This window comes from Bacillus aerolatus (genome assembly GCF_009183655.1).
Classification (GTDB): domain Bacteria; phylum Bacillota; class Bacilli; order Bacillales; family Domibacillaceae; genus Pseudobacillus; species Pseudobacillus aerolatus.
Genome location: NZ_WEIO01000008.1, coordinates 1 through 23296, shown reverse-complemented (window position 1 = coordinate 23296; position 23296 = coordinate 1). Strand labels below are relative to the sequence as shown.

General features: G+C 43.0%; 19 protein-coding genes and 1 pseudogene. 19 read left to right on the top strand and 1 reads right to left on the bottom strand.

Annotation, left to right across the window (positions count from 1 at the left end; translation table 11 throughout):
- Positions 1-31: 31 nt before the first annotated feature.
- The 9 genes from F9802_RS13270 to F9802_RS13230 all read left to right on the top strand — a co-directional run bounded on the left by F9802_RS13270 (position 32) and on the right by F9802_RS13230 (position 10151).
- Complete coding sequence (locus F9802_RS13270) at positions 32-805, top strand: YhfC family intramembrane metalloprotease (protein WP_152152735.1); 774 nt, start codon at positions 32-34, stop codon at positions 803-805.
- A gap of 252 nt (positions 806-1057) precedes the next feature.
- Positions 1058-1324 (top strand): phosphocarrier protein HPr, encoded by a 267-nt coding sequence (locus F9802_RS13265; protein WP_152152733.1) that lies wholly within the window; start codon positions 1058-1060, stop codon positions 1322-1324.
- Positions 1321-3042: a phosphoenolpyruvate--protein phosphotransferase gene (ptsP, locus tag F9802_RS13260; RefSeq protein ID WP_152152731.1), complete on the top strand. Its 1722-nt coding sequence runs from the start codon at positions 1321-1323 to the stop codon at positions 3040-3042. Before F9802_RS13265 ends, ptsP begins: the two co-directional genes overlap by 4 nt.
- 354 nt (positions 3043-3396) lie before the next feature.
- Positions 3397-5097, top strand: coding sequence for a PTS mannitol-specific transporter subunit IIBC (locus F9802_RS13255; protein WP_404799172.1), 1701 nt, complete (start codon positions 3397-3399; stop codon positions 5095-5097).
- Between the two features lie 151 nt (positions 5098-5248).
- On the top strand, positions 5249-7363 hold the full coding sequence (locus tag F9802_RS13250; RefSeq protein WP_152153025.1) for a BglG family transcription antiterminator: 2115 nt from the start codon (positions 5249-5251) through the stop codon (positions 7361-7363).
- Between the two features lies 1 nt (position 7364).
- A complete protein-coding gene (locus tag F9802_RS13245) occupies positions 7365-7802 on the top strand; it encodes a PTS sugar transporter subunit IIA (protein WP_152152729.1) in 438 nt (145 codons plus the stop codon).
- A 1-nt stretch (position 7803) separates the two neighbouring features.
- Positions 7804-8964: a mannitol-1-phosphate 5-dehydrogenase gene (locus F9802_RS13240; protein ID WP_152152727.1), complete on the top strand. Its 1161-nt coding sequence runs from the start codon at positions 7804-7806 to the stop codon at positions 8962-8964.
- Positions 8965-9275: 311 nt separating this feature from the next.
- Entirely contained in the window at positions 9276-9401 is a 126-nt protein-coding gene (locus F9802_RS20095) for a hypothetical protein (RefSeq protein WP_263862310.1), read from the top strand.
- Between the two features lie 39 nt (positions 9402-9440).
- A complete protein-coding gene (locus F9802_RS13230; protein WP_152152723.1) occupies positions 9441-10151 on the top strand; it encodes a DNA alkylation repair protein in 711 nt (236 codons plus the stop codon).
- A 157-nt stretch (positions 10152-10308) separates the two neighbouring features.
- Here the strand turns inward: F9802_RS13230 and F9802_RS13225 are convergent.
- Positions 10309-10422, bottom strand: a pseudogene (locus F9802_RS13225) (bile acid:sodium symporter family protein); the annotation flags it as partial.
- A gap of 224 nt (positions 10423-10646) precedes the next feature.
- Between F9802_RS13225 and F9802_RS13220 the strand changes: the two are divergent.
- From F9802_RS13220 to F9802_RS13175, 10 genes are all read left to right on the top strand, one after another.
- On the top strand, positions 10647-11474 hold the full coding sequence (locus F9802_RS13220) for a basic amino acid ABC transporter substrate-binding protein (RefSeq protein WP_152152719.1): 828 nt from the start codon (positions 10647-10649) through the stop codon (positions 11472-11474).
- Positions 11475-11550: 76 nt separating this feature from the next.
- Entirely contained in the window at positions 11551-12207 is a 657-nt protein-coding gene (locus F9802_RS13215; RefSeq protein WP_152152717.1) for an amino acid ABC transporter permease, read from the top strand.
- A complete protein-coding gene (locus F9802_RS13210) occupies positions 12204-12926 on the top strand; it encodes an amino acid ABC transporter ATP-binding protein (protein ID WP_152152715.1) in 723 nt (240 codons plus the stop codon). Before F9802_RS13215 ends, F9802_RS13210 begins: the two co-directional genes overlap by 4 nt.
- A gap of 490 nt (positions 12927-13416) precedes the next feature.
- A complete protein-coding gene (locus F9802_RS13205) occupies positions 13417-15525 on the top strand; it encodes a heterodisulfide reductase-related iron-sulfur binding cluster (RefSeq protein WP_152152713.1) in 2109 nt (702 codons plus the stop codon).
- A gap of 57 nt (positions 15526-15582) precedes the next feature.
- On the top strand, positions 15583-17265 hold the full coding sequence (locus F9802_RS13200; RefSeq protein WP_152152711.1) for a sigma-54 interaction domain-containing protein: 1683 nt from the start codon (positions 15583-15585) through the stop codon (positions 17263-17265).
- A 520-nt stretch (positions 17266-17785) separates the two neighbouring features.
- Positions 17786-18934 carry an acyl-CoA dehydrogenase family protein gene (locus F9802_RS13195; RefSeq protein ID WP_152152709.1) on the top strand — a complete coding sequence of 383 codons (1149 nt, stop codon included), beginning with the start codon at positions 17786-17788 and terminating at the stop codon, positions 18932-18934.
- Positions 18935-18962: 28 nt separating this feature from the next.
- The gene (locus F9802_RS13190; RefSeq protein WP_152152707.1) at positions 18963-20237 is read left to right on the top strand and encodes an MFS transporter; all 1275 of its coding nucleotides are present in this window, start codon (positions 18963-18965) and stop codon (positions 20235-20237) included.
- A gap of 31 nt (positions 20238-20268) precedes the next feature.
- Complete coding sequence (locus F9802_RS13185; protein ID WP_152152705.1) at positions 20269-21897, top strand: long-chain-fatty-acid--CoA ligase; 1629 nt, start codon at positions 20269-20271, stop codon at positions 21895-21897.
- On the top strand, positions 21887-22780 hold the full coding sequence (locus tag F9802_RS13180; protein ID WP_152152703.1) for a 3-hydroxyacyl-CoA dehydrogenase family protein: 894 nt from the start codon (positions 21887-21889) through the stop codon (positions 22778-22780). Before F9802_RS13185 ends, F9802_RS13180 begins: the two co-directional genes overlap by 11 nt.
- A partial coding sequence (locus F9802_RS13175; RefSeq protein WP_152152701.1) for an electron transfer flavoprotein subunit beta/FixA family protein occupies positions 22777-23296 on the top strand: 520 nt, incomplete at its 3' end. The genes F9802_RS13180 and F9802_RS13175, both read left to right, overlap by 4 nt.

Genomic DNA, 23296 nt, shown 5'->3' with positions numbered 1-23296 from the left:
ATAAATAAAGATATAAAAAGAGGTGAAGCAAATGATCGAAACAACAGCTTTTGCGGGAATGGCCGTCCAGTTTTTAATTTCTATTCTTGTGCCTGTCGGCTTAATCATTTATTGGGGAAAGAAAGGCCAGTTCTCATGGAAAGCGTTTTTAGCCGGGATGGTTGTTTTTATTTTATTTGCCCAGGTGCTCGAAGCGGGGCTTCATGTGGTGATGATCGACCCAACGGGCCCGTCGCTGAAAATGACAGATAATCCTTATGTGTTTGCGCTATACGGCGGACTTGCCGCGGCCATTTTTGAAGAGTTTGGCCGCTACTTTGCTCTTTTGTTTTTTTTAAAGCGAAAACGCGAGTTTGGTGATGGGGTGTCGCTTGGCATAGGACACGGAGGCATTGAAGCTGTATTGGTCGGTGCAATTATGGCTGTAAATATGTTCGTGTATGCAATGATGATCAATGCGGGGACCTTTGAATCAAACCTCTCCATGTTTCCGGCTGATCAAGTTGCAACTATCAAACAACAAGTAATAGACAATGGATTTGGTATGTATTTGTTAGGCGGTATTGAACGGGTGGCAGCGATTGTCATGCAAATTATGTTTTCTCTCATGGTGTTATTAGGGGTGCGAAGGGGAAAATTTAAATATGTGCTATACGCCATCGGTCTTCACTTTTCTATTGACTTTTTTGTCGGGCTTTATCAGGCCGGCACGATTAAAAATATTTTTATTGTGGAAGCATTAATCATTGCCTTTGCTCTTTTGTCTTTCTATATTATAAAGAAACTAAAAGGGCAATTTAATTAAAAAGAAAAGCGCGCTTATTAATAAGATGAACGAATAGTAGAACGAAGCAGCCCCTAAAGTACAAAGGGGCTGCTTTTTGAATGAAAAGATAGACAATTATACGGAAATTCTGTTGTTGGATTTAGGATGAAATTGTAAAAAAACGGATGGTTGTTTGAAAACTTATCTTTAAAATGTTATTTATTTTTATAATGCCAAGATAAATGGTATTATCTTAAACGTACATTATTTGAGTAGAGGAGATTGATTATTTTGATGGAAAAAACATTTACGATTATAGATAAGGCTGGTATTCATGCCCGCCCGGCGAGTGTTTTAGTTCAAGCGGCGAGCAAGTTTTCTTCTGAAATTAATCTTGAATATAAAGAGAAGACTGTGAACTTAAAATCGATTTTAGGTATTATGTCTTTAGGCATTCCATCAGGCGCTGAAATTAAAATTTCTACTTCAGGGGAAGATGAAAATGAGGCGATGCAAACAGTGACAGATGTGTTAGAAAAAGAAGGGTTAGCTAAATGAGTAAAATATTAACAGGCATCGGTGCATCTGCTGGGATCGCCATTGCAAAAGCATTTCGTTTAGAAGAACCTAACTTGCATGTCGACAAAAAAGAGGTAGCTGACAAAGAAGCGGAAGTCCAACGCTTCGAGGCGGCCATTAGTCAATCGACAACGGAGCTGCAAAAGATTAGAGACCATGCGAAGGAAGAACTGGGCGCTGACAAAGCGGATATTTTTGAGGCGCATTTACTCGTCTTAAGCGATCCCGAGTTATTAACTCCTGTAAAGGAAAAAATTACTCAAGAAGGCGCCAACGCCGAGTTTGCCATGAAAGAAACGGCGGATATGTTCGTGACTATGTTCGAATCGATGGATAATGAATATATGAGAGAGCGGGCAGCTGACATTCGTGATGTTACGAAGAGAGTGATTGCGAACCTGCTGGATGTCGAGATCCCAAACCCGAGCATGATTGCTGAAGAAGTCATTATTGTGGCTGAAGATTTAACACCATCAGACACTGCCCAGTTGAACCGCCAATTTGTAAAAGGCTTTACAACAAATATCGGCGGGCGCACATCTCATTCAGCAATTATGGCACGCTCGATGGAAATTCCGGCAGTCGTCGGAACGAAAACAGCGATGGCGGAAATTGAAAACGGCACGCTCGTTATTCTTGACGGCAAGGATGGAAAAGTTCTCGTTAATCCAGAACCGGCTGTTGTGAAAGACTATGAAGAGAAAAAAGCAGCGCATGAAGCCTATAAAGCTGAACTTGCTAAGTTTGTGGACGTACCTACTGTTTCAGCGGACGGCCGCCAAGTGGAGCTCGCTGCGAATATCGGCACGCCGGAAGACGTGAATGGTGTCCTTGAAAATGGCGGAGAAGGCATTGGTCTGTACCGTACAGAGTTTCTTTACATGGGACGCGATCAGCTTCCAACGGAAGAAGAGCAATTCACCGCTTACAAGACGGTCCTTGAACGCATGGAAGGAAAGCCGGTTGTGGTCCGGACGCTGGATATTGGTGGTGACAAGGAACTGCCTTATTTAGATTTGCCAAAAGAAATGAACCCATTTTTAGGCTTCCGGGCGATCCGTTTATGTTTGGAAATGCAGGACATGTTCCGCACACAGCTTCGTGCGCTTCTGCGCGCAAGCACGTTCGGCAACTTAAAAGTGATGTTTCCGATGATTGCAACGCTCGAAGAATTCCGGCAGGCGAAAGCGATGTTACTTGAAGAAAAAACAAAACTTGAACAAGAAGGCACGGCTGTTTCCGACGCAATTGAAGTAGGAATGATGGTCGAAATTCCGTCATCTGCTGTCATGGCTGATGTATTCGCGAAAGAAGTCGATTTCTTCTCGATTGGTACAAATGATTTAATTCAGTATACGATGGCAGCCGACCGGATGAATGAGCGGGTATCTTATTTGTACCAGCCTTACAATCCAGCCATCCTCCGTTTAATCAAAATGGTGATTGATGCGGCGCATAAAGAAGGGAAATGGGCAGGGATGTGCGGAGAAATGGCAGGAAGCGAAGTTGCCATTCCGATTTTACTTGGCCTTGGTCTTGACGAGTTCAGCATGAGTGCCTCTTCGATTTTACCGGCAAGAAGCGCGATCTTGCACTTGTCACAAAAAGAAATCAGCGAATTCAACGAGCAGATTTTGCGCATGGATACAGCTGAAGAAGTAGAAGCATTCGTAAGAAACAAGTTTTTGAAAAAATAAATTGCGTAACAATCAACCTCTTTCCTGTTCAGATGCCTGAATAGGAAAAGGGGTTTTTTTGTTTGTTAGGGAGAAAAAAAGTGTAACGGTGTGCGAAAAGGGCATTATATACATAGTTTGAACAAGTGAGTCTCTTCCGTTTAAAAATGGCAACAGCCCTAGTGCCAAAATCGCGTTTTCTATTCATTGTCCCTTTTATGGAAACGTTTTATCATCAAGATAGAGCCGATACATAAATGGTGGACAAACTATAAACGCAAAAGGAAAGGAGATGTGATCTGTGTGGCAGATCAACATCAATCAAATTCAGATATAAAAGTAAAGATTCAAAAGTTTGGCAGCTATTTAAGCGGAATGATTATGCCGAATATTGGCGCTTTTATTGCCTGGGGAATCATTACAGCTTTATTTATTCCGACAGGCTGGTTTCCGAATAAAGACCTAGCTACTTTAGTCGGCCCAATGATCACGTTTTTGCTGCCGATTTTAATCGGGTTTTCAGGCGGCCGTCTTGTGTATGATTTACGCGGCGGAGTCGTCGGCGCTACAGCGACAATGGGGGTTATTGTAGGTTCAGACATTCCGATGTTTTTAGGGGCCATGATTATGGGTCCGCTCGGCGGATGGGCGATTAAAAAGTTTGACCAAGCTATCGAAGGCAAAGTGAAATCCGGATTTGAAATGCTCGTTAATAACTTTTCAGCCGGTATTATCGGTGGTATTTTAACGATCATCGCCTTTAAAGGTATCGGCCCGGTTGTTCTGACATTGAACAAGACGCTCGCAGCCGGCGTTCAAGCCATAGTCGACGCGAATTTACTGCCGCTCGCCAGCATTTTTATCGAGCCGGGGAAAGTGCTGTTTTTAAATAACGCGATTAACCATGGCATTTTAAGCCCGATTGGCATTGAGCAGGCGGCCAATACTGGAAAGTCCATTTTATTCCTCCTAGAATCCAATCCTGGCCCTGGGTTCGGGATATTGCTCGCTTATATTTTATTCGGGAAAGGCATGGCGAAACAAACCGCTCCAGGAGCAGCCATTATTCACTTTTTAGGTGGAATTCACGAAATTTACTTCCCTTATATTTTAATGAAACCGCTCTTGCTCGTGGCCGCGATTTCAGGCGGGGCAACTGGAATATTCACTTTCTTGTTATTTGATGCAGGATTAGTCGCTGCTCCGTCACCTGGCAGTATCTTTGCTATTATAGCGATGACGCCGCGTGGAAACTATCTTGGCGTCTTGGCAGGTGTACTGGCCGCTACCGTTGTTTCTTTCCTCATTTCATCCGTTATTTTGAAAGCATCGAAGAAAACAGATGAAGACGACCTTGCCAAAGCGGCTGAAAAAACATCTGCTTTAAAAGGGAAAGAAAGCCATGCTTCATCGCTGATTCAAACGGGAGATGCACCTGTAGAAGTGAATGAAGAAAAGATTAGTAAAAAGAAGAAACAAGTGAACAAAATCATTTTTGCGTGCGATGCCGGAATGGGATCAAGTGCTATGGGTGCTTCTATTTTGAAAAACAAAGTGCAAAAAGCGGGGCTTGATGTGGCTGTGTCTAATACATCCATCAGCAACTTGCCGCCGGATGCAGACATTGTCATTACCCATAAAGATTTAACGGACCGGGCGAAAGTGAAGCTGCCGGAAGCGGAACATATTTCGGTGGAAAACTTCTTGAACTCTCCGAAATATGATGAATTAATCCGTGAGCTGAGCGATCAGGCGCCTGCCCCTATTCAAGCAGCAGAACCAGCTAACGATAGCTATGCAGATGTATCGAAAATTATTTTTGCGTGTGACGCCGGGATGGGCTCAAGTGCCATGGGTGCTTCCATTTTGAAAAACAAAGTGCAAAAAGCAGGACTGGACGTGACAGTTGCTAATACAGCTGTCAGCAATTTACCGCCAGATGCAGACGTCGTCATTACGCATAAAGATTTGACTGACCGCGCGAAAGCAAAGCTGTCGGGCGCTCGCCACATATCGGTAGAAAATTTCTTGAACAGTCCGAAGTATGATGAATTGATTGAAAAACTGAAAGGATAGTTTCCTAGTCAATAAAGCAGCCTGATTCAATTGAGAACCGGGCTGTTTTTACCACGTGTTTTTATTAGCCTGTCACGGGAAAGAAGAAGATAACTCCTTCTTTTACTCTTTTTAGCAAGTGAATATACAGGTTTTTAATGGAGTGAACGACATGTATGTATCTGCCCGGGAAAAGATCATTCTCGATATTTTATTGTCGAGAAAAGAAGGTATGACCATTAAAGAGCTGGCAAGTGAAATTGAAGTCAGTGTCCGAACGATTCACAGAGACTTAAAAAGAGTGGAAGATGTGTTGGAGCAATATGAACTAAAACTTGTGAAAAAAGCGGGAATTGGGATTCAACTTGCCGGTGATCAAGAAAAAATAAGTAAGCTTCAACAATCAATTGATCAATCAGCTTCGAGTGAATATACACCTGATGAACGGCAGACACTGATTTTATGTATGCTTCTTGAAGCAGCAGAGCCATTGAAGCTTTTGGTGTTCGCTCATGATTTGCGGGTAACGATTGCAACGATCAGCAGTGACTTGACGAAAATTGAACAACAGCTGCAGTCATTTCAATTAACGCTTATCCGCCGGAGAGGGTACGGTGTAGAAATCAGTGGATCTGAAACAGCGAAACGCCGAATGATGAGTGTGATTATCGCCGAAAACTTAAATGAAACTGCTTTTTTGTCGCTCGTAAAAGAGAATATCCAAAAAAAATCGGTCCGTCATCAAGATTCCATCTCAGAGCGATTGCTTCGCCTCATTGATAAAGACACGTTGCTTGCAGTGGAAGAAACGATGGAAGAGATACAGCAGGAATTACCTTATTCTATCGCAGACAGCGCTTATATCGGGCTCATTGTCCACCTTGCCTTAGCGATTGAGCGCATAAAACAAGGGGAAAACATTCAAATGAGCGCAGCCTATCTCGAAAAGCTGCAAAATTCCCCGGAATATCCAGTAGCGAAGAAAATCATCAATCAATTAATGACTATATTTAAAATGGATATTCCAAAAGCAGAAGTCGGGTATATAACGATGCATTTGCAAGGAGCGAAAATTCGCCAAGATCACGAATATTTGCTGGAAAAATCGAGCTTGCAAACGGCGATAAAAGCAAAAAATCTGATCCATTATGTGGAAGTGGAACTGGATGTTGACTTAGCGGACAATGATTCTCTTTTTCATGGCCTTGTTGCTCATTTAAAACCGGCTCTTTATCGCATTCAACAACAAATGGGGATTACTAATCCGCTGTTGCTGAACATTCAAAAAGAGTATGCCGACTTATTCCAAATTGTTAAAGCAGGAGTGAAAAAAGTCTTCCCAGAATTGCCAGTGCCCGATGAAGAAGTAGGCTATCTCGTGATGCATTTCGGCGCAGCCTTGCTTGGCGAAGTAAAAACAAACAACTTGAAAGCTTATATTATTTGTTCAAGCGGCATCGGCACTTCTAAAATGCTCGCCACGAGGCTGCGTCGGGAGCTCCCTGAAATAAAGGAGGTAACGAATATTTCTTTATTTGAGCTAAATGAAATCAGCATTAATAAAGAAGACCTCGTTATTTCCACGATTCAACTGCCGGACTTTTCCGGAACTTATATTGTTGTCAGCCCGATATTGACAGACGATGAAATAGAAAGAATTCGTCAGTATATAAAAAAGCAGCCATTAATAAAGTCAACTGTTCGGCGCAAAGAAAAAGTCGATCTGCCAGCTGCATCTGCCGAACGAGTAACAAAAAGATTGAATGGGCTGCACTTGTATGCAGAAGCGGCGGCTGAAATGCTGGCCAGCTTTAAACTTTCTTCTTTAGAAAAAGGACATTCAATAAAGAGTGCATTGGATTTTGCCTGCCGTGAACTGGTGAAGAAAGACATGCTACATAACGCCGATACGGTGTTCGCGGCGCTGCTTGAGCGGGAACAGCTGGGCGGTCTCGGAATTCCGGGGACGAATCTAGCTTTATTCCATACGCGCCATGCCGATGTAAAAGAACCTTCTTTTACTTTGCTTGCACTCGGTGATCCGCTCAAAATTCGGGCGATGGACGAGACGGAGATAAAAGTGGATGTTCTTCTTTTACTGCTCTCACCGGAGCCGTATCACGCCCACGGTCTTGAAATTCTTAGTTTGATCAGCGCATCCATTATTGAAAATAATGAAAGCATCCAACTATTTGAATCAAAACAAGCAGAGCCGATCCAATCTTACTTAGCGGCCACATTTGAGCAATTTATTGAAGAAAAAATAAAAGAATCGAGGAGTGTTTAATATGTCATTACCAATTTTATCAGCTGAAAATATTATTTTGAACGAATCTGTATCTACGAAAGAAGAAGCGATCCAATTAACTGGCCAAGTGCTTGTGGATAAAGGATATGTCAATCCGGAGTATATTGAAAAAATGCTTGAGCGCGAGCAATTAACTACAACGTATATGGGTAACTTTGTCGCTATTCCCCATGGAACGGAAGACGCGAAAACAGAAGTGAAGAATTCCGGTATCGCCATCATTCAAGTACCAGACGGAGTGGATTTTGGCAGCGGCAACATCGTGAAGCTCTTAATCGGCATTGCCGGCAAAGGAGATGAACATTTAGAGATTCTTTCAAAAATTGCTATTGTCTGCTCAGAAGAAGAGAATGTTCTAGGCATTGTCGGCGCTTCTTCTAAAGAGGAAGTATTGTCCTTTTTTGAAGGAGTGAATTAATATGCAGGCTGTTCACTTTGGAGCAGGTAACATTGGCCGCGGTTTTATCGGCAGCTTATTATACCAATCAGGATTTCATACGTGCTTCGTCGATGTTAACAGTGAGCTAGTGGATGTATTGAACGAAAAGCGAGAATACCGCGTCGTACTGGCAGATGAGTCACAAGAGGAACTGATTGTGCAAAATGTTCGTGCCATCAACAGTGCACTGAACCCTGACCAAGTGATAGATGCCATTGCAGAAGCGGACCTCGTCACGGCGGCAGTCGGGCCTAACATATTGCCGCACATTTCCGGTTTGATCGCTGAAGGACTGAGAAAACGTCTCACGCAATCAGGGCGGCCGCTGAACATTATTGCCTGTGAAAACATGATTGGCGGCAGTACATTATTAAAAGAAAAAGTGTATGAAAAAGTCAGCACAGCCGAGAAAGATTTTTTTGACTCGCTCTTTGGATTTCCGGATGCGGCAGTGGATCGCATTGTTCCGAATCAGTCAAATGAAGATAAATTGATGGTCAAAGTAGAACCATTTTACGAATGGGCTGTAGATGAAACAAAGATAGCCGGCGGTAAGCCGCCTGTAAAAGGCATCACGTTTGTTGATGATTTAACGCCATACATTGAAAGAAAACTTTTTACTGTGAATACTGGGCATGCAGTCGCTTCTTATTTCGGTTATCTCGCTGGGGCGAAAACGATCAATGAAGCTCTGGCCAATGATCAGATTGAGTCGCTCATTAAACAAACATTACAGGAAACGGGGAAATTCCTCGTCGCTAAATATCCGTTTAATGAAGAAGAACATGAGCAATATATTAAAAAAATTATCGGCCGCTTTGCGAATCCATTTATTACTGATGAAGTGACACGTGTTGGGCGGTCACCGATCCGCAAACTCGGTGCAAATGACCGCCTCGTCAGCCCGGCGAAACAGTATGAAAAGTTAATTGGCGAAACACCGATCCACTTAGCGAAAAGCATTGCGGCTGCTTTGCAGTACGATTATCCGCAAGATCCGGAAGCGGCAAAATTACAGGAAATGATTCACCAAGACGGCTTGCAGGCAACGATTGAAGCATTGACCGGTTTGTCGCAGGGCACTTCTCTTTTCAATGAAGTGGTGAAGCAGTATGAAGAGCTTGAGACTAAAGGTATTTAATTAAAAAGAAACCGCTCCGAGCGGTTTCTTTCAGACTGTAGACAAACTCGATGAAAATCGAGTGTCTACAGTCTTTTTTATTTCGCTTGTGGATGGGGTCTGTTGATTTCCATTCTAGGCGCTTCGCTTTCCGCGGGGCGGGCGGTGAGCCTCCTCGTCGCAAAAGCTCCTGCGGGGTCTCACCTGTCCCGCTGATCCCGCAGGAGTCTTCGCGCCTTCCACTCCAATCAACAGGGTTTACAAAGTTAGGGTAGCCGTACAACCAGGCCTGTTTTAAAATAAATAGATATATAACGCTTGAGGTGATGAAGATGCTTTCGAAAAACAATCCAATCCAACGGGACCAACTTGAGATGGTTGCTTTAGACCAGCTTGTTCCACAGAACCATTTAATCCGTAAGATGGAAGCAGCCCTCGTTTTCATCGTTGTGGTATAACATCTTTAACACTTACTTTTGAACAGGAGGCTGCATGTGATGATGTATAAAGAAGTCATGGAAAAACTTGCGGAATACGGCAGTGAACAGACAAAAAATACGTTTTTAAGGCACGGAGCGGCAGAACCATTTTTCGGTGTGAAAGTGGGAGACTTAAAGAAACATTTTGTGAAACAAGTTAAAAAGGACCAGGAGCTTGTCTACGAGCTTTATGCTTCAGGCAATAGCGATGCAATGTATCTGGCCGGTCTTTGCGTCAACCCGAAAACGATGACAAAAGAGAAGCTGGAAGAATGGGTGCAGGGCGCTTACTGGTATATGATTAGTGAATATACAGTGGCCCAGGCAGCAGCAGAATCGCCTTTTGCGCTCGAACTCGCCCGTGGGTGGATAGAATCAGACAATGAAATGACCGCTGTTGCCGGCTGGAGTACGTACAGCAATTATTTATCGATTACACTTGACGAACAAATAGACAAAGAGGAGATTGCTGCGCTATTAAAAAGAGTGGAACGCACAGTGCATGAAGAAAAGAACCGTGTCCGCTATGTGATGAATAATTTTGTTATTTGTGTCGGTGCCTACTACTTGCCTCTTCATGAAGAGGCGAAAAGAGTGGCAGAAGTTATTGGGAAAGTGCATGTAGATGTGGGACAAACAGCTTGCAAAGTACCACTCGCTTCTGATTACATTAAAAAAGTGGAAGACCGCCAAGCTGTCGGGAAGAAAAGAAAAACATGTATTTGCTGAAGAATGGTGAACAGTAAAGTTCCCGCGGAAAATAGTAATTTATCGATCGTTTTTAAAATTTATCAGCTATTCTCGAATTATATCGTTCAATTTAAACTGTTCACTCTAGACGAAAAACCTGTAACTTTTCAAAAGAAAAAGTTACAGGTTTTTTTGTTACTTCAGGCGGCAGCTGCAGCCCTTTTGCCAAAGCATAGGCAAGCAGCGGCATCACAACGAATTGAGACAATACACCGATGAAAACACTTTTCGGTTGTCTCGCCAACTCTTTATTTTTATTATATTATCATAATTGAGATAAAATGAATAGAAATGCATGTAAATGTGTTAATATAACCATTAAAAATAAAAAAATATGAAAAAAGATTGAAAAATATTATTGTAGAGTATATTATTTTACTAGGAAAAGTGAAATATAGACTAGCAAAACCTTTATCATTTTTTATCGATACAAGTAGATGAGATATACAAAAATTATACAGAGGGGTTGGCAACATGACTATTTCATTCAAAAAATCATTTATTGCGATGGCTGCCGGATGTGCCTTACTTTTGTCCGCGTGCGGAGCAGGTCAGGAAGATTCCGCCGGAAAAGAAAGTTCGGAAGAAAAGAAAGTATTGCAAGTAGGAACAGAAGCAACTTTTGCTCCGTTTGAATTTATGGACAAAGGGCAAGTAAGCGGATTTGATGTCGATTTGTTAAATGCAGCAGCGGAAGAAGCTGGTTATGAAGTGAACATTGAAAATACCGGCTGGGATGCGATGTTTGCTGGACTGCAAAGCAAGCAGCTCGACATCGGCATGTCAGGTGTCACAATTAATGAGGAGCGCAAGAAATCATACGACTTTTCTGCACCTTATTTTGAATCAACAAGTATGATCGCTTTTAAAGAAGGAACAAAAATGACTGGTGCTGAAGACTTAAAAGGAAAGAAAATTGGCGTTCAAAATGGAACAACCGGTCAATTTGCAGCTGAGGCAGTCGTTGGCCAAAACTCTTCAGCTATTTCCAAGTATGAAACAGCTGCTTTAATGTTTCAAGCTCTTCAAAGCGGAGATGTGGAAGCGGTTGTCACTGACATCGCAGTTGCCTTAGAGTATGTGAAAAACAATCCGGACAGCGGCGTCGAAACTGTCGGAGATGATAAGAATTTCAAACCGGAATATTACGGCATCGTTTTCCCGAAAGGCAGCGAATATAAAGACGATTTCGACAAAGCACTTAACGAGTTATATGATAACGGCAAATACGCAGAAATTTATAAAAAATGGTTTAATGAAGAGCCAAAATTAGAATCGTTGAAAGAAGCGGCCAAACAATAAGAAAGAAAAAAACGGCTGTCCATTTCAGGCTTGAGCCTGTGGACAGCCGTTTTTGCTTCAGAAAGGAGGAGTTGCAATGGATTTTCGGACAGACATTATCGTAGATTATATGCCGTTTTTTATTAAAGGAACGCTCTTAACGCTCGGGCTGTCATTAGCCGGGATTTTTATCGGTCTCATTCTTGGATTGATCATCGGGTTGGGTAAAATGTCAACGAACGCATGGATTCGTTTTCCGTTTGTCTGGTATGTGAACATTTTCCGGGGCACGCCGCTTCTCGTGCAAATTTTACTTATTCACTTCGGAGTAGTGCCGCTGTTCATGTCGCCATCAAATCCGATTGTGTCAGCAATTATTGCACTCTCACTAAATGCAGCCGCCTACATCGCGGAAATATTCCGCGCCGGGATTCAATCGATCGATAAAGGACAAATGGAAGCAGCCCGGTCACTCGGCATGAGCCACATTCAGGCGATGAAGCTCGTTATTTTGCCGCAAGCAGTAAAGCGGATGATCCCGCCGCTCGGCAACGAGTTTATCGTATTGTTAAAGGATTCCTCACTTGCTGCCATCATTGCGGCACCGGAATTAATGTACTGGGGGCGCGCGGCTCAGGGGCAGTATATCAGAGTGTGGGAACCTTACATTACTGTAGCGGTTATTTACCTCATGTTAACTTTGTCACTGACCTATTTAATGAATTACATTGAAAGGAGAATGAAAACAGAATGATCTCCGTCAAACATTTAAAAAAGTCGTTCGGTGACAACGAAGTGCTGAAAGACATTTCTCTTGATGTGAAACCGCAGGAAGTGGTTGTAGTAATCGGCCCGTCTGGTTCCGGCAAATCGACGTTTATTCGCTGCCTGAACTTACTTGAATCGGTCACCGGCGGACATGTATACGTAACAGGCAAGGATTTAACGGATAAAAAAACGAATATCAATGAAATTCGCAAAAATGTCGGCATGGTGTTCCAGCATTTTAATTTATTTCCGCATAAAACGATTCTCGAAAATGTGACGCTTGCTCCAATTAACGTGAAGGGAGTCAAAAAACAGGAAGCGGAACAAAAAGCGCTGGCTCTGCTCAAAAAAGTAGGCCTGGCTGAAAAAGCGTCTGCTTATCCAGATTCTCTTTCCGGCGGTCAAAAGCAACGTGTGGCTATTGCGCGTGCGCTGGCGATGGAGCCGAAAATTATGTTGTTTGACGAACCGACATCCGCGCTCGACCCCGAGATGGTCGGCGAAGTGCTTGAAGTCATGAAACAGCTGGCGAAAGACGGGATGACGATGATTGTCGTTACTCATGAAATGGGCTTTGCCCGCGAAGTCGGTGATCGAGTTATCTTTATGGATAATGGCTATATTATGGAAGAAAATGAACCAGCTGCGCTGTTTTCTAATCCGCAGCACGAACGTACGAAAGCATTTTTAAGCAAAGTACTTTAAATGAAAAAGGTGTCCTTAAAATTGGGGCACCTTTTTTGTATGTCTTTTAAATAAGTGAAAACAATCCTTTTCATATAAATCGAAAAAAGCGGAAGTCAGGAAGGGCAAATTTGCTTTAAAACTAGTTTAAATTGATTCAACAATGTATCGATTAATTCATTAATAAATCAAAAAAGCTTTTCCTGCTTCTTTAACTCTTTTTAAACACTGTGTGATTTATTCCATGGGAAGCGTATGTACCTGATGATAAGCGGCTGGAAGGTGATTTAAGATTGAGAAAACCTTTGTTGTCTCCGCTGTTCTCTAATTGGCACGATAATTGCAAGTTTTACTATAGCGAGTAATTTCAATACATATAGTGAGAGGGTATGGAGGTGTGGATGGCGCTTTTTGTTTTTAGCTGTTGCGCTTTTTATTGCAGTTGCTATTGTTTTTATTTTTTACAAATACGGAAGTTATTAAGTTGTAATTATTAGTAAGGAGTGATCTCATGAATTTGCTTTGGTTAAACTTTATTGCAACGGTTGCCGTCATTACTTATGGGATTTATTTGTTTATTTATTTGCTTAAAACACGCTATGAATATATTAAGCTCGGCAAAAAAGAAGAGTTTAATAATGATGTAAAAGAACGCTTAAAAAATATTTGGGTGTATGTGTTTGGGCAGAAGAAGTTATTGAAAGACAAAAAAAGCGGCATCATTCATGTGCTGTTTTTCTACGGCTTTATTCTCGTACAGTTTGGTGCGGTCGACTTTATTATTAAAGGCATTGTTCCGGGTGCCCATTTGCCGCTTGGTCCATTATATGGCGGATTTAAGTTTTTCCAGGAAATTGTGACGCTTTTGATTCTCGTCGCTGTAGTCTGGGCGTTTCACCGCCGCTACGTGGAAAAGCTCGTCCGCTTAAAGCGCGGCTGGAAAAACGGGCTCGTGTTGATTTTTATCGGATTATTAATGCTGTCTGTTTTAATCGGAAACGGCATGGAGCTTATCTGGCATGAAGAGAATGTGCACTTCACTTGGATGGAACCAGCGGCATCCACGGTCGCTGTTATCTTTGCGGGGCTTTCAAAACCGATCGTCACGGCCCTTTTTTATGTGATGTGGTGGGTTCACTTATTCGTTCTGCTGACGTTCCTCGTCTATGTGCCGCAGTCTAAACATGCGCATTTAATCGCAGGTCCGGTTAACGTCTATTTTCACAGACTCGAAAAAGCAGGTACACTCCGACCGATTGATTTTGAAGATGAAACTCAGGAGTCATTCGGAGTGGGGAAAATACAAGATTTCACTCAAATACAGATGATCGATTTTTACGCTTGTGTAGAATGCGGCCGCTGCACGAATATGTGTCCGGCGACTGGTACAGGCAAAATGCTGTCGCCGATGGATCTTATTGTTAAACTGCGCGACCACCTGACGAACACAGGGGCTGCGGTCACATCAAAACAGCCATGGGTGCCAGCTTTTGCATTCTCAAATACACAAGGCAACCAGCTGGCGCTGGCGGGCGCGGTACAGAAAGGAAAAGCAGAAGCAGCTGCTGGGCTATACGACCCGAGCATGATTGGCGATGTTATTACAGAAGAAGAAATTTGGGCATGTACGACGTGTCGCAACTGTGAAGACCAGTGTCCGGTTATGAATGAGCACGTCGATAAAATCATCGACTTACGCCGTTATCTCGTATTAACAGAAGGAAAAGTGGAGCCGGAAGCTCAGCGTGCGATGCAAAGCATTGAGCGCCAAGGAAATCCGTGGGGATTAAATCGGAAAGAAAAAGAAAACTGGCGCGAGCTGCGTGACGATGTGCACGTGCCGACGGTAAAAGAAATGAAAAAAGCAGGCGAAGAGTTTGAATACTTGCTGTGGGTCGGTTCCATGGGAGCATTTGACAATCGCAGCCAGAAAATCGCGCTTTCATTTACGAAATTGCTAAATGAAGCAGGCGTGAAATTTGCCATTCTCGGCAACAAAGAGAAAAACTCCGGAGACACGCCACGCCGTCTCGGGAATGAGTTTTTATTTCAGGAGCTGGCGGCAGCGAACATCGCGGAATTTGAGAAAAACGACGTCAAGAAAATCGTCACAATCGACCCGCATGCGTACAACATTTTTAAAAATGAGTATCCGGATATGGGCTTCACCGCAGAAGTGTATCACCACACCGAACTTTTAGACCAGCTCTTAAAAGAGGGACGACTAAAGCCGCACTATCCGGTGAACGAAACGATCACGTTCCACGATTCGTGCTATCTCGGCCGTTACAACGATGTGTACGATCCGCCGCGTGAAATCCTGAAATCTATCCCGGGTGTGAAGCTCGTTGAAATGGAACGCCGCCGCGAAACCGGCATGTGCTGCGGAGCTGGCGGAGGCTTAATGTGGATGGAAGAAGATACGGGCCATCGCGTCAACGTCGCCCGCACGGAGCAGGCGCTGGCGGTTAATCCGTCTGTCATCAGCTCCGGCTGTCCGTACTGTCTGACGATGCTGTCTGACGGAACGAAAGCGAAAGAGGTGGAAGAAACAGTGGCGACATACGATGTGGCCGAACTGTTAGAAAAATCTTGTTTTATAAGTAATCCTATCAACTAATCGCCTTTTAATTTTTAGAAAAGTCAGGTAACATGTAAGGAAAAGGGGGACGGGCATATGAATATTGTATTATCAGCAGAAGTGCTTCCATTTCCTTACTTTATTTCATCTGAACAAGACGAGATTATGTTTGTTAACGAAGAGATGAATAAGCATATTTCGTCCGAAGTTTTATATAAGCACGTGGAAGAAGCGTTCGATGAGTGGACAATTATTCGAAATGGCCACCTTATTTATGCAGCATTGAATGGGAAACGCTGTTTATTCGTAAAAGAACAGATCGACCATGAGCAAATTCTTTATTTAGGATTATTCTCGAAAGACTTGATGCACATTCTCGATGAACTAAAAGACTTGCAGCAGGCGAACCGTCACCTTGATGCGATCATTGAAAGCTCTTACGACGGCATTTACATTACTGATAAAAACGGCGTCACCTTAAAAACGAATTCAGCTATTGAGAGAATAACCAGTATTCCAAAAGATTACTATATTAATAAAAACGTCAGTGATTTGGTGAAAAGAGGCATTCTCGAAAACTCTGTCTCAGAAAAAGTGATGCAGAAAAAGAAAACAGTATCCGTCGTTCAATTAAATTATTCGGGACGTGAAACGCTGCTTACGGGCAGTCCAATATTTAATGAACAAGGAGAAGTGGAAAGTGTTGTTACGAATATCCGTGATTTATCCGATTTAAATGAATTACAAACTGCCTTGCGCAAGGCAAACGAAATGAACAAAAGTTATCAGGAAGAAATTGAGCGGTTAAAAGGCAGTCTCGCTGCTGCCAGTGAAGACACTATAGTCAAAAGTGAACAAATGAAATTAATTTATGATACGGCCAGCCGGATTGTTAACGTGGAGGCAACGGTTCTTATTTTAGGAGAAACAGGCGTTGGGAAAGATGTGCTGGCTAAGTATATTTATACTCACAGTGAGCGAAGCAAGCAAGGAAAGTTTATTAAAGTTAATTGTGGAGCCATTCCACCCGAACTTTTAGAATCAGAGTTGTTCGGTTACACAGGGGGAGCTTTTACCGGGGCAAACAAGCAAGGGAAACCAGGTATGTTTGAGCTTGCTGATAAAGGAATCTTGTTTTTAGATGAGATAGGTGAAATGCCTCTTAATCTTCAAGTCAAGCTGCTGCGTGTCATACAAGAAAGAGAAATTCAGCGTGTTGGCGGGATCTCATCGAAAAAAATCGATATTCGACTCATTGCAGCAACGAACCGCAATTTAAAAGAGATGGTCAAATCCGGAGAGTTTCGTGAAGATTTATTTTACCGGCTGAATGTAGTGCCGATTCATATTCCACCCCTTCGTGAAAGAAAGGAAGAGATTTTGTCTCTTATTAATTTGTATCTCAATAAAATAAACAAAAAATATAGTACACATAAACAATTAAATGAAGATTTAAAATCTTTTTTTTATCATTATCCATGGCCTGGAAATGTGAGAGAGCTTTCCAATTTATTAGAACGGATTGTGCTGTTAAACAGAGACGATTTGCTCGGCTTGGAAAACTTGCCTGCCGAGTACAGAGCAGAAACGGTAAGAACTATTCCAGAAAATGAGCAAATAATAACTTTAAAAGAAGCGGCAGAAGCAGCTGAAAAAAATGTATTAATGTTAGCCGCTGAAAAATATAAAACAACATACGAAATTGCAAAAGTGTTAGATACAAGTCAGCCGACTGTAGTCAGAAAACTCAAAAAGTATAACATTAAAATAGGGAACTGAAAAAGGGGGATGAAGCCTGAAACAGATGCTTTAACCGGTTATCTTCTAAAAAAGCAGAGAAAAAAGGTTGTCGTACACAGACTGTCCTCGCTATTCATCAGTTGCTGAAATTTAAAGAAGAAGTTCAGTACAAGGCTATCAAATAAGATAGCTTTTTCTATTGTTTAGAAAATGATAGATTTGCAGGCTGTGGATAACCTTGAGAGTTTTAGATCGGCATCCAGCTCCTCGAGGTCACAAGCTGAGCCTCCCAGAAAGGTAAAGAGCACCTTTCCATGAGGCTCGTTTTGTGCTTGTCGGGGCTGATCAAGTTGTTTTTTATAGTGAGTAAAAAGGTCATTCACTAATGTATTGTCAATACAAAAATGAATCGATTGAACGGTGGAAAATAGTTTCTTTCGATTCATATATGAATCATTGTTATTTCTATTAACTGATTTTTGTGAATTATCCGCGCTTTTGCTGTTGGCACGCAAATTGCAATATAGAACAGTAAGAATGAACATTAGGAGGAATCACAATGATTGAGACAATGACACCAGAATTAGAACAAATGAAACAAATGATTAAAAATTTTGTGGACAAAGAAGTAGAGCCGTTCGCCCAGCAAATTGAGGATGAAGATGCGATTCCACAGCACCTTGTTGAACAAGCGAAAGAACTTGGGCTTTTTGGGATCAGCATTCCGGAAGAGTATGGCGGAATCGGATTAAATCAAGTGGGGAAAGCAACGGTTTTAGAGCAGCTCGGACGCACGCATAACGGCTTTGTCAGCTTGATCAGCGCTCACACAGGCATTGGCAGCACAGGGCTAGTGAAACTCGCTTCACCTTATTTGAAAGAAAAGTATTTGCCGGAAATGGCCGCTGGCAATAAAATTGGCGCTTTTGCTCTCTCAGAGCCGGGAGCGGGTTCAGATGCCACGAACCTAGCAACTAGAGCAGAAAAAAGCGGAAGTAAATGGATTTTGAATGGAACGAAGCATTTCATTACGAATGCGCCGGTAGCGGATGTGTTTACCGTATTTGCTTTGACGGATAAAGAAAAAGGTGCAAAAGGCGGCATTACCGCGTTTTTAATAGAAAAAGATTTTCCTGGATTTACAGTCGGGAAAAAAGATAAAAAAATGGGTCTTCGCGGCTCTTATACGGCCCAGCTCATTTTTGAAGACTGTGAAGTGCCTGAAGAAAATGTCATCGGAGAAGTGGGCATGGGATACGTATCCGCTTTAAGAATTCTCGGAGAAGGCCGGGTTGGTCTCGCGGCTCGTGCGGTCGGTTCATGTGGCAAGTTAATTGAGTTATCGGCTTCTTACGCAAAAGAAAGAATTCAATTCGGCAAACCGATTGCTTCCAACCAAGGGATTCAATGGATGCTTGCGGACATGGCAACAGAAACAGCAGCTGCCCGGGCTTTGACAATGAACGCGGCTCAAATGATCGACGAAGGCAAAAAAGTCATTAAAGAAGCTTCTATGGCAAAGTTATTTGCTTCAGATGTTTTTAATAGAGTAGCTGATAAAGCGGTACAAATTCACGGCGGCATGGGCTATGTGTCCGATTATCCGGTTGAAAGATTTTATCGTGATGCGCGTATTACAAAGATTTATGAAGGAACGAATGAAATCCAGCGGTTAATTATCTCCAGACGTATTCTTGAAGAAAATTAAAACTAAATTTCAGAAATGAGGGATTGCCATGCGTTGGATTGTCCTCGTCCTTTTATTCTTTGGTATGATCATTAACTTTGCAGACAAGTCCATTATCGGGCTTGCTGCCGTTCCAATTATGGAAGAATTCAAGCTTTCCTATGCGGAATGGGGACTTGTTGGCAGTAGTTATTACTGGCTTTATCCGGTGACAGGCATTTTCGGTGCTGCTTGGGCAGACCGCATCGGGGCGAAGAAAGTTCTCGGGTTTTTAATGTTGACATGGGCTGTTTTACAGTTTGGCGTACTGGCGATCACCGCCTTACCGCTATTAGTTCTTTACCGGATTTTGCTCGGCGCTTTTGAAGGACCGTTCAGCCCGGTTGCTTACAGCCATGCTCACAAATGGTTCCCACCGAAACTTCGTGGATTTGCGAACTCGGTCGTTGTATCGGGCGCAACGGTAGGCGCAATGATCGTTGCTCCTTTACTCGTCGCTTTAATTAGCATTTTAGGATGGAAAGCCGCATTCGCCTGTTTAGGAGCAGCAAGTATTGTCTGGGCAATGGCGTTCCAATTTATGACGAAGGAAAGTCCGGCGGAAGTATACGACAAAGCGAAAAAGAAAAAGCAGGAGAAGCTAGAGAAAATCAATATAAAAGAATTTCTTCGGGTGTTAGGGTCGCCTTCCGCTTTGTTTACGACACTCGCTTACTTTTCTACTTACTTTCTCGTTGTCTGGCTCGCTGTGTGGCTGCCTATTTATCTCGTCGAAGTAGTGAACATGTCACCTGCTCAAATGGGATACGGCGTCGCGGTGATTGGAATTGCTTCCACATTTATTTACATCGGTGTTTCGGCACTGTCCGATTACTTATTCAAGAAAAATCAAAACTGGCGTTTATCAAGGGTGTACGTTGTTGCATCCTCCATGGTAATCGGGGCACTGTTTCTGGCTTCTATCATTGTTTTCCAGCATCCTGTTTGGGTCGTCATCGCCATGTGTTTTGCGAAAGGGCTTACATACGCGATTTTACCAATCGGCCCAACGATCATGATCAATGAGCTGCCTGAAAGAGGCGGGTTAATGACTAGTATTTTAACATCTTCCGGTAATATTGCGGGAATTGTGGCTCCACTCGTCACAGGCTTTATTGTAGGTTTATCGGGGGCTGATAAAGTATTTGGCTACAATCTTTCTATTCTATTTATGGCAGCGCTCGTGCTCGTTTTCTCCATTTTATTTTCCATCTTTGTGAAACCGGACACTTCGAAAAGAGAAGAAAATGAACACGAGTCGAGATTGCTTCAAAGCTCTAATTAAGCAATTAATAAAATATTCGGAGGGGATGGCCTTGCAAAGTATTCAACAACAGCCATGGCAAAAGTATTACGGCGATGATGCATACCGGCCCCAGTTGCCGGAAGTTTCGCTTTATTCGATTTTAGCCGATTCTGCAAAAACGTACGGCGAACAAACCGCTGTTACATTCAACGATGAAACGCTGACATACAATGAATTGAAAAGCCGGGCAGACCGGCTCGCTGGCAGCTGGAAAGAGATGAATTATCAAAAAGGAGAACGAATTGGGCTGATGATCGGCAATCATCCCGATTACATTGTTTCTTATTATGCGGCCCAGGCGCTTGGATTAATCGTCGTGCAGATAAACCCGGCGTATACACTGAGGGAATTACTGCAAGTTTTGGACGATGCCAGTGTGTCTTACATTATTGCAGATGGCCGTTCACTGAAAACGATTCAGGAAGTCACTGAATTGTATGAAGTCAAACAAATCATTGGATCACAAATAAGTAAACATAGGGAAAATGGTTCGATTTTATACTTGGAGGATTTAATTATGGCGGGCGCTTCACTGCAGAACCCGGTAGAAATTAATGCGAAAGAAGATATTGCGGTCATCCAGTATACAGGAGGAACGACCGGTAAAGTAAAAGGAGCGATGTTGACCCACTTTAACTTAACGACGAATGTTCTTCAAAGTTTCGCGATGTATCGGCAGAAAATCGTTCCAGGTGAGGAAACGGTTTTAGCTGCGACGCCGCTGTATCATGTGTACGCGATGACGAGCGCGATGAACCTTGGTCTGTATATGGGTGCCAACATTTTATTGATTCAGAAATTCAATGTAGATGAAGTACTTGAAAAAATTAAAACGCATCAGCCGACAGTGTTTCCGGGCGTGCCGAAAATGTATATTATGTTCGCTAACCATCCGAAAGCTCATGAATATGGATTGAACTCCTTGAAGGTTTGTTCATCTGGGTCGGCTCCGCTGCCTATTGAAGTGATCAGGAAATTTGAAGAAGTGTCCGGGTCGCAAATTTTAGAAGGCTTTGGCATGTCAGAAACGTCGCCGACGACTCATCGTACACCGATTCACGGTGAAAGAAAAGTAGGCAGCATCGGCATTCCAGTGCCAGGTACAGATTGCCGAATTGTTGACAGCGACCACAATGTACTCGAGGCGAACTTTGTTGGTGAACTTCTCATCAATGGTCCGCAAGTGATGAAAGGCTATTGGAACAACAAAGCGGAAACAAAGCACGCGCTGCAAAACGGCTGGCTGCATACCGGCGACTTGGCGACGATGGATGAAGACGGCTATTTCTACATTATTGGAAGAAAAAAAGAAATGATTATTTTCGGCGGCTTTAATATTTATCCGCAGGAAATTGAAGGTGTGCTATTTGAGCATGAAGATGTGAAAGAAGCGGCGGTTGTCGGTCTTCCGCATGAATTACATGGGGAAATCGTCAAAGCGTATATCGTTCCGAAAGACGGCAGAAACATCGATATAGATGAAATAAGAAACTATTGCTATGCCAAAATGACACCTTATAAAGTACCGAAAAGCATTGAAGTTAGAGACAGCCTGCCGAGAAACGGAGTTGGAAAGCTTTTGAAGAGACATTTAGTAAAAGAAGAAATGGAAAAAGGAGAGCAAAAAAATGTCAACTAAATCAATTCAGCAAGTAGGGGTTGTTGGTTCAGGTGCGATGGGCTCGCAAATAGCGATGGTTTGTGCGCTTGCCGGCTATCCGGTCATATTACAGGACATCCGGCAGGAAAGCCTTGAGAAAGCAGAACAGTTTTTGCAAGAACAAATGGAAAAAAGAGTGAAAAAAGGCCGCTTTACCATACAAGAAGTGGAGCAGGCATTTGCAAGAATTTTTTTTACTACCGAGCTGGAACAATTTAAAAAAGCCGACCTCGTTATTGAAGCCATTGTTGAAAATCTGGAAGCAAAAAGAGAATTGTTTGCCAAACTGGAAGCTGTTGTCCAGCCTCATGCGATTTTAGGAACGAACAGTTCAACAATTGTCAGCTCAAAACTAGCTGATACCCTCAGCCGTCCGGAAAACGTCTGTAATATCCACTTTTTCAATCCCGCACTCGTCATGGATCTCGTCGAAGTCGTGAAAGGACCGCACACTTCAGATGAAACGGCTGAAATGAGTATGGAGTTTGTCCGTTCGATTAATAAAACTCCGGTTCTTCTAAAAAAAGAGATTTCCGGATTTATTGCGAACCGTATTCTCGGAAAATTGGTGGATGAAGCGCTTTTCCTTTTGGAAAACGGCTATGCCACTCATGAAGAGATCGATCTTGTCTGCACGAAAGCATTAAATCATCCGATCGGGCCGTTTTCACTGATGGATTTGACCGGCCTTGACGTCAATTACTTCGTCCGCATGCAGCGCTTTAATGAAAGCAGCGATGAGAAAGACAAACCGTCCAAAATTGTTCAGGAAAAAGTTGAAAACGGCGAGCTCGGCAGAAAAACAGGCAAAGGCTTTTATCAATACGATGAACAAGGCAAAAAAGTGGAGGTAACGATATGAATATTTACGTATTGTTAAAAAGAACATTCGATACAGAGGAAAAAATCAGTGTAGTTAATGGAGCGATCCAGGAAGACGGCGCGGAATTCATCATTAACCCGTACGATGAGTATGCGGTCGAAGAAGCGATTCAAATCTGCGACGACAAAGGCGGCGAAGTGACGGTCATCTCGGTCGGCACGGAAGAAGCGGAAAAGCAGCTGCGCACGGCGCTTGCGATGGGGGCGGACAAAGCGGTCCTCATTAATACGGAGGATGACGTCGAAAACGGCGATCAATTTACAACGGCAAAAATTCTTGCGGAATACTTAAAAGACAAAGACGCCGACTTAATTATCGCCGGCAACGTGGCGATCGATGGCGGCAGCGGCCAGGTCGGCCCGCGTGTCGCAGATCGGCTCGGCATTCCGTACGTGACAACGATCACGAACATTGAGATCGACGGTGAAACGGTAAACATTATCCGCGACGTCGAAGGCGATTCAGAAAAAATCCAAACATCCCTGCCATTGCTTG

What these genes read in the sequence shown, in the direction of transcription:
- F9802_RS13270 (WP_152152735.1), top strand. Translation starts at nt 32, where the DNA reads ATGATCGAAACAACAGCTTTTGCGGGAATGGCCGTCCAGTTTTTAATT.
- ptsP (WP_152152731.1), top strand. Translation starts at nt 1,321, where the DNA reads ATGAGTAAAATATTAACAGGCATCGGTGCATCTGCTGGGATCGCCATT.
- F9802_RS13255 (WP_404799172.1), top strand. Translation starts at nt 3,397, where the DNA reads ATGATTATGCCGAATATTGGCGCTTTTATTGCCTGGGGAATCATTACA.
- F9802_RS13250 (WP_152153025.1), top strand. Translation starts at nt 5,249, where the DNA reads ATGTATGTATCTGCCCGGGAAAAGATCATTCTCGATATTTTATTGTCG.
- F9802_RS13245 (WP_152152729.1), top strand. Translation starts at nt 7,365, where the DNA reads ATGTCATTACCAATTTTATCAGCTGAAAATATTATTTTGAACGAATCT.
- F9802_RS13240 (WP_152152727.1), top strand. Translation starts at nt 7,804, where the DNA reads ATGCAGGCTGTTCACTTTGGAGCAGGTAACATTGGCCGCGGTTTTATC.
- F9802_RS20095 (WP_263862310.1), top strand. Translation starts at nt 9,276, where the DNA reads ATGCTTTCGAAAAACAATCCAATCCAACGGGACCAACTTGAGATGGTT.
- F9802_RS13230 (WP_152152723.1), top strand. Translation starts at nt 9,441, where the DNA reads ATGATGTATAAAGAAGTCATGGAAAAACTTGCGGAATACGGCAGTGAA.
- F9802_RS13220 (WP_152152719.1), top strand. Translation starts at nt 10,647, where the DNA reads ATGACTATTTCATTCAAAAAATCATTTATTGCGATGGCTGCCGGATGT.
- F9802_RS13215 (WP_152152717.1), top strand. Translation starts at nt 11,551, where the DNA reads ATGGATTTTCGGACAGACATTATCGTAGATTATATGCCGTTTTTTATT.
- F9802_RS13210 (WP_152152715.1), top strand. Translation starts at nt 12,204, where the DNA reads ATGATCTCCGTCAAACATTTAAAAAAGTCGTTCGGTGACAACGAAGTG.
- F9802_RS13205 (WP_152152713.1), top strand. Translation starts at nt 13,417, where the DNA reads ATGAATTTGCTTTGGTTAAACTTTATTGCAACGGTTGCCGTCATTACT.
- F9802_RS13200 (WP_152152711.1), top strand. Translation starts at nt 15,583, where the DNA reads ATGAATATTGTATTATCAGCAGAAGTGCTTCCATTTCCTTACTTTATT.
- F9802_RS13195 (WP_152152709.1), top strand. Translation starts at nt 17,786, where the DNA reads ATGATTGAGACAATGACACCAGAATTAGAACAAATGAAACAAATGATT.
- F9802_RS13190 (WP_152152707.1), top strand. Translation starts at nt 18,963, where the DNA reads ATGCGTTGGATTGTCCTCGTCCTTTTATTCTTTGGTATGATCATTAAC.
- F9802_RS13180 (WP_152152703.1), top strand. Translation starts at nt 21,887, where the DNA reads ATGTCAACTAAATCAATTCAGCAAGTAGGGGTTGTTGGTTCAGGTGCG.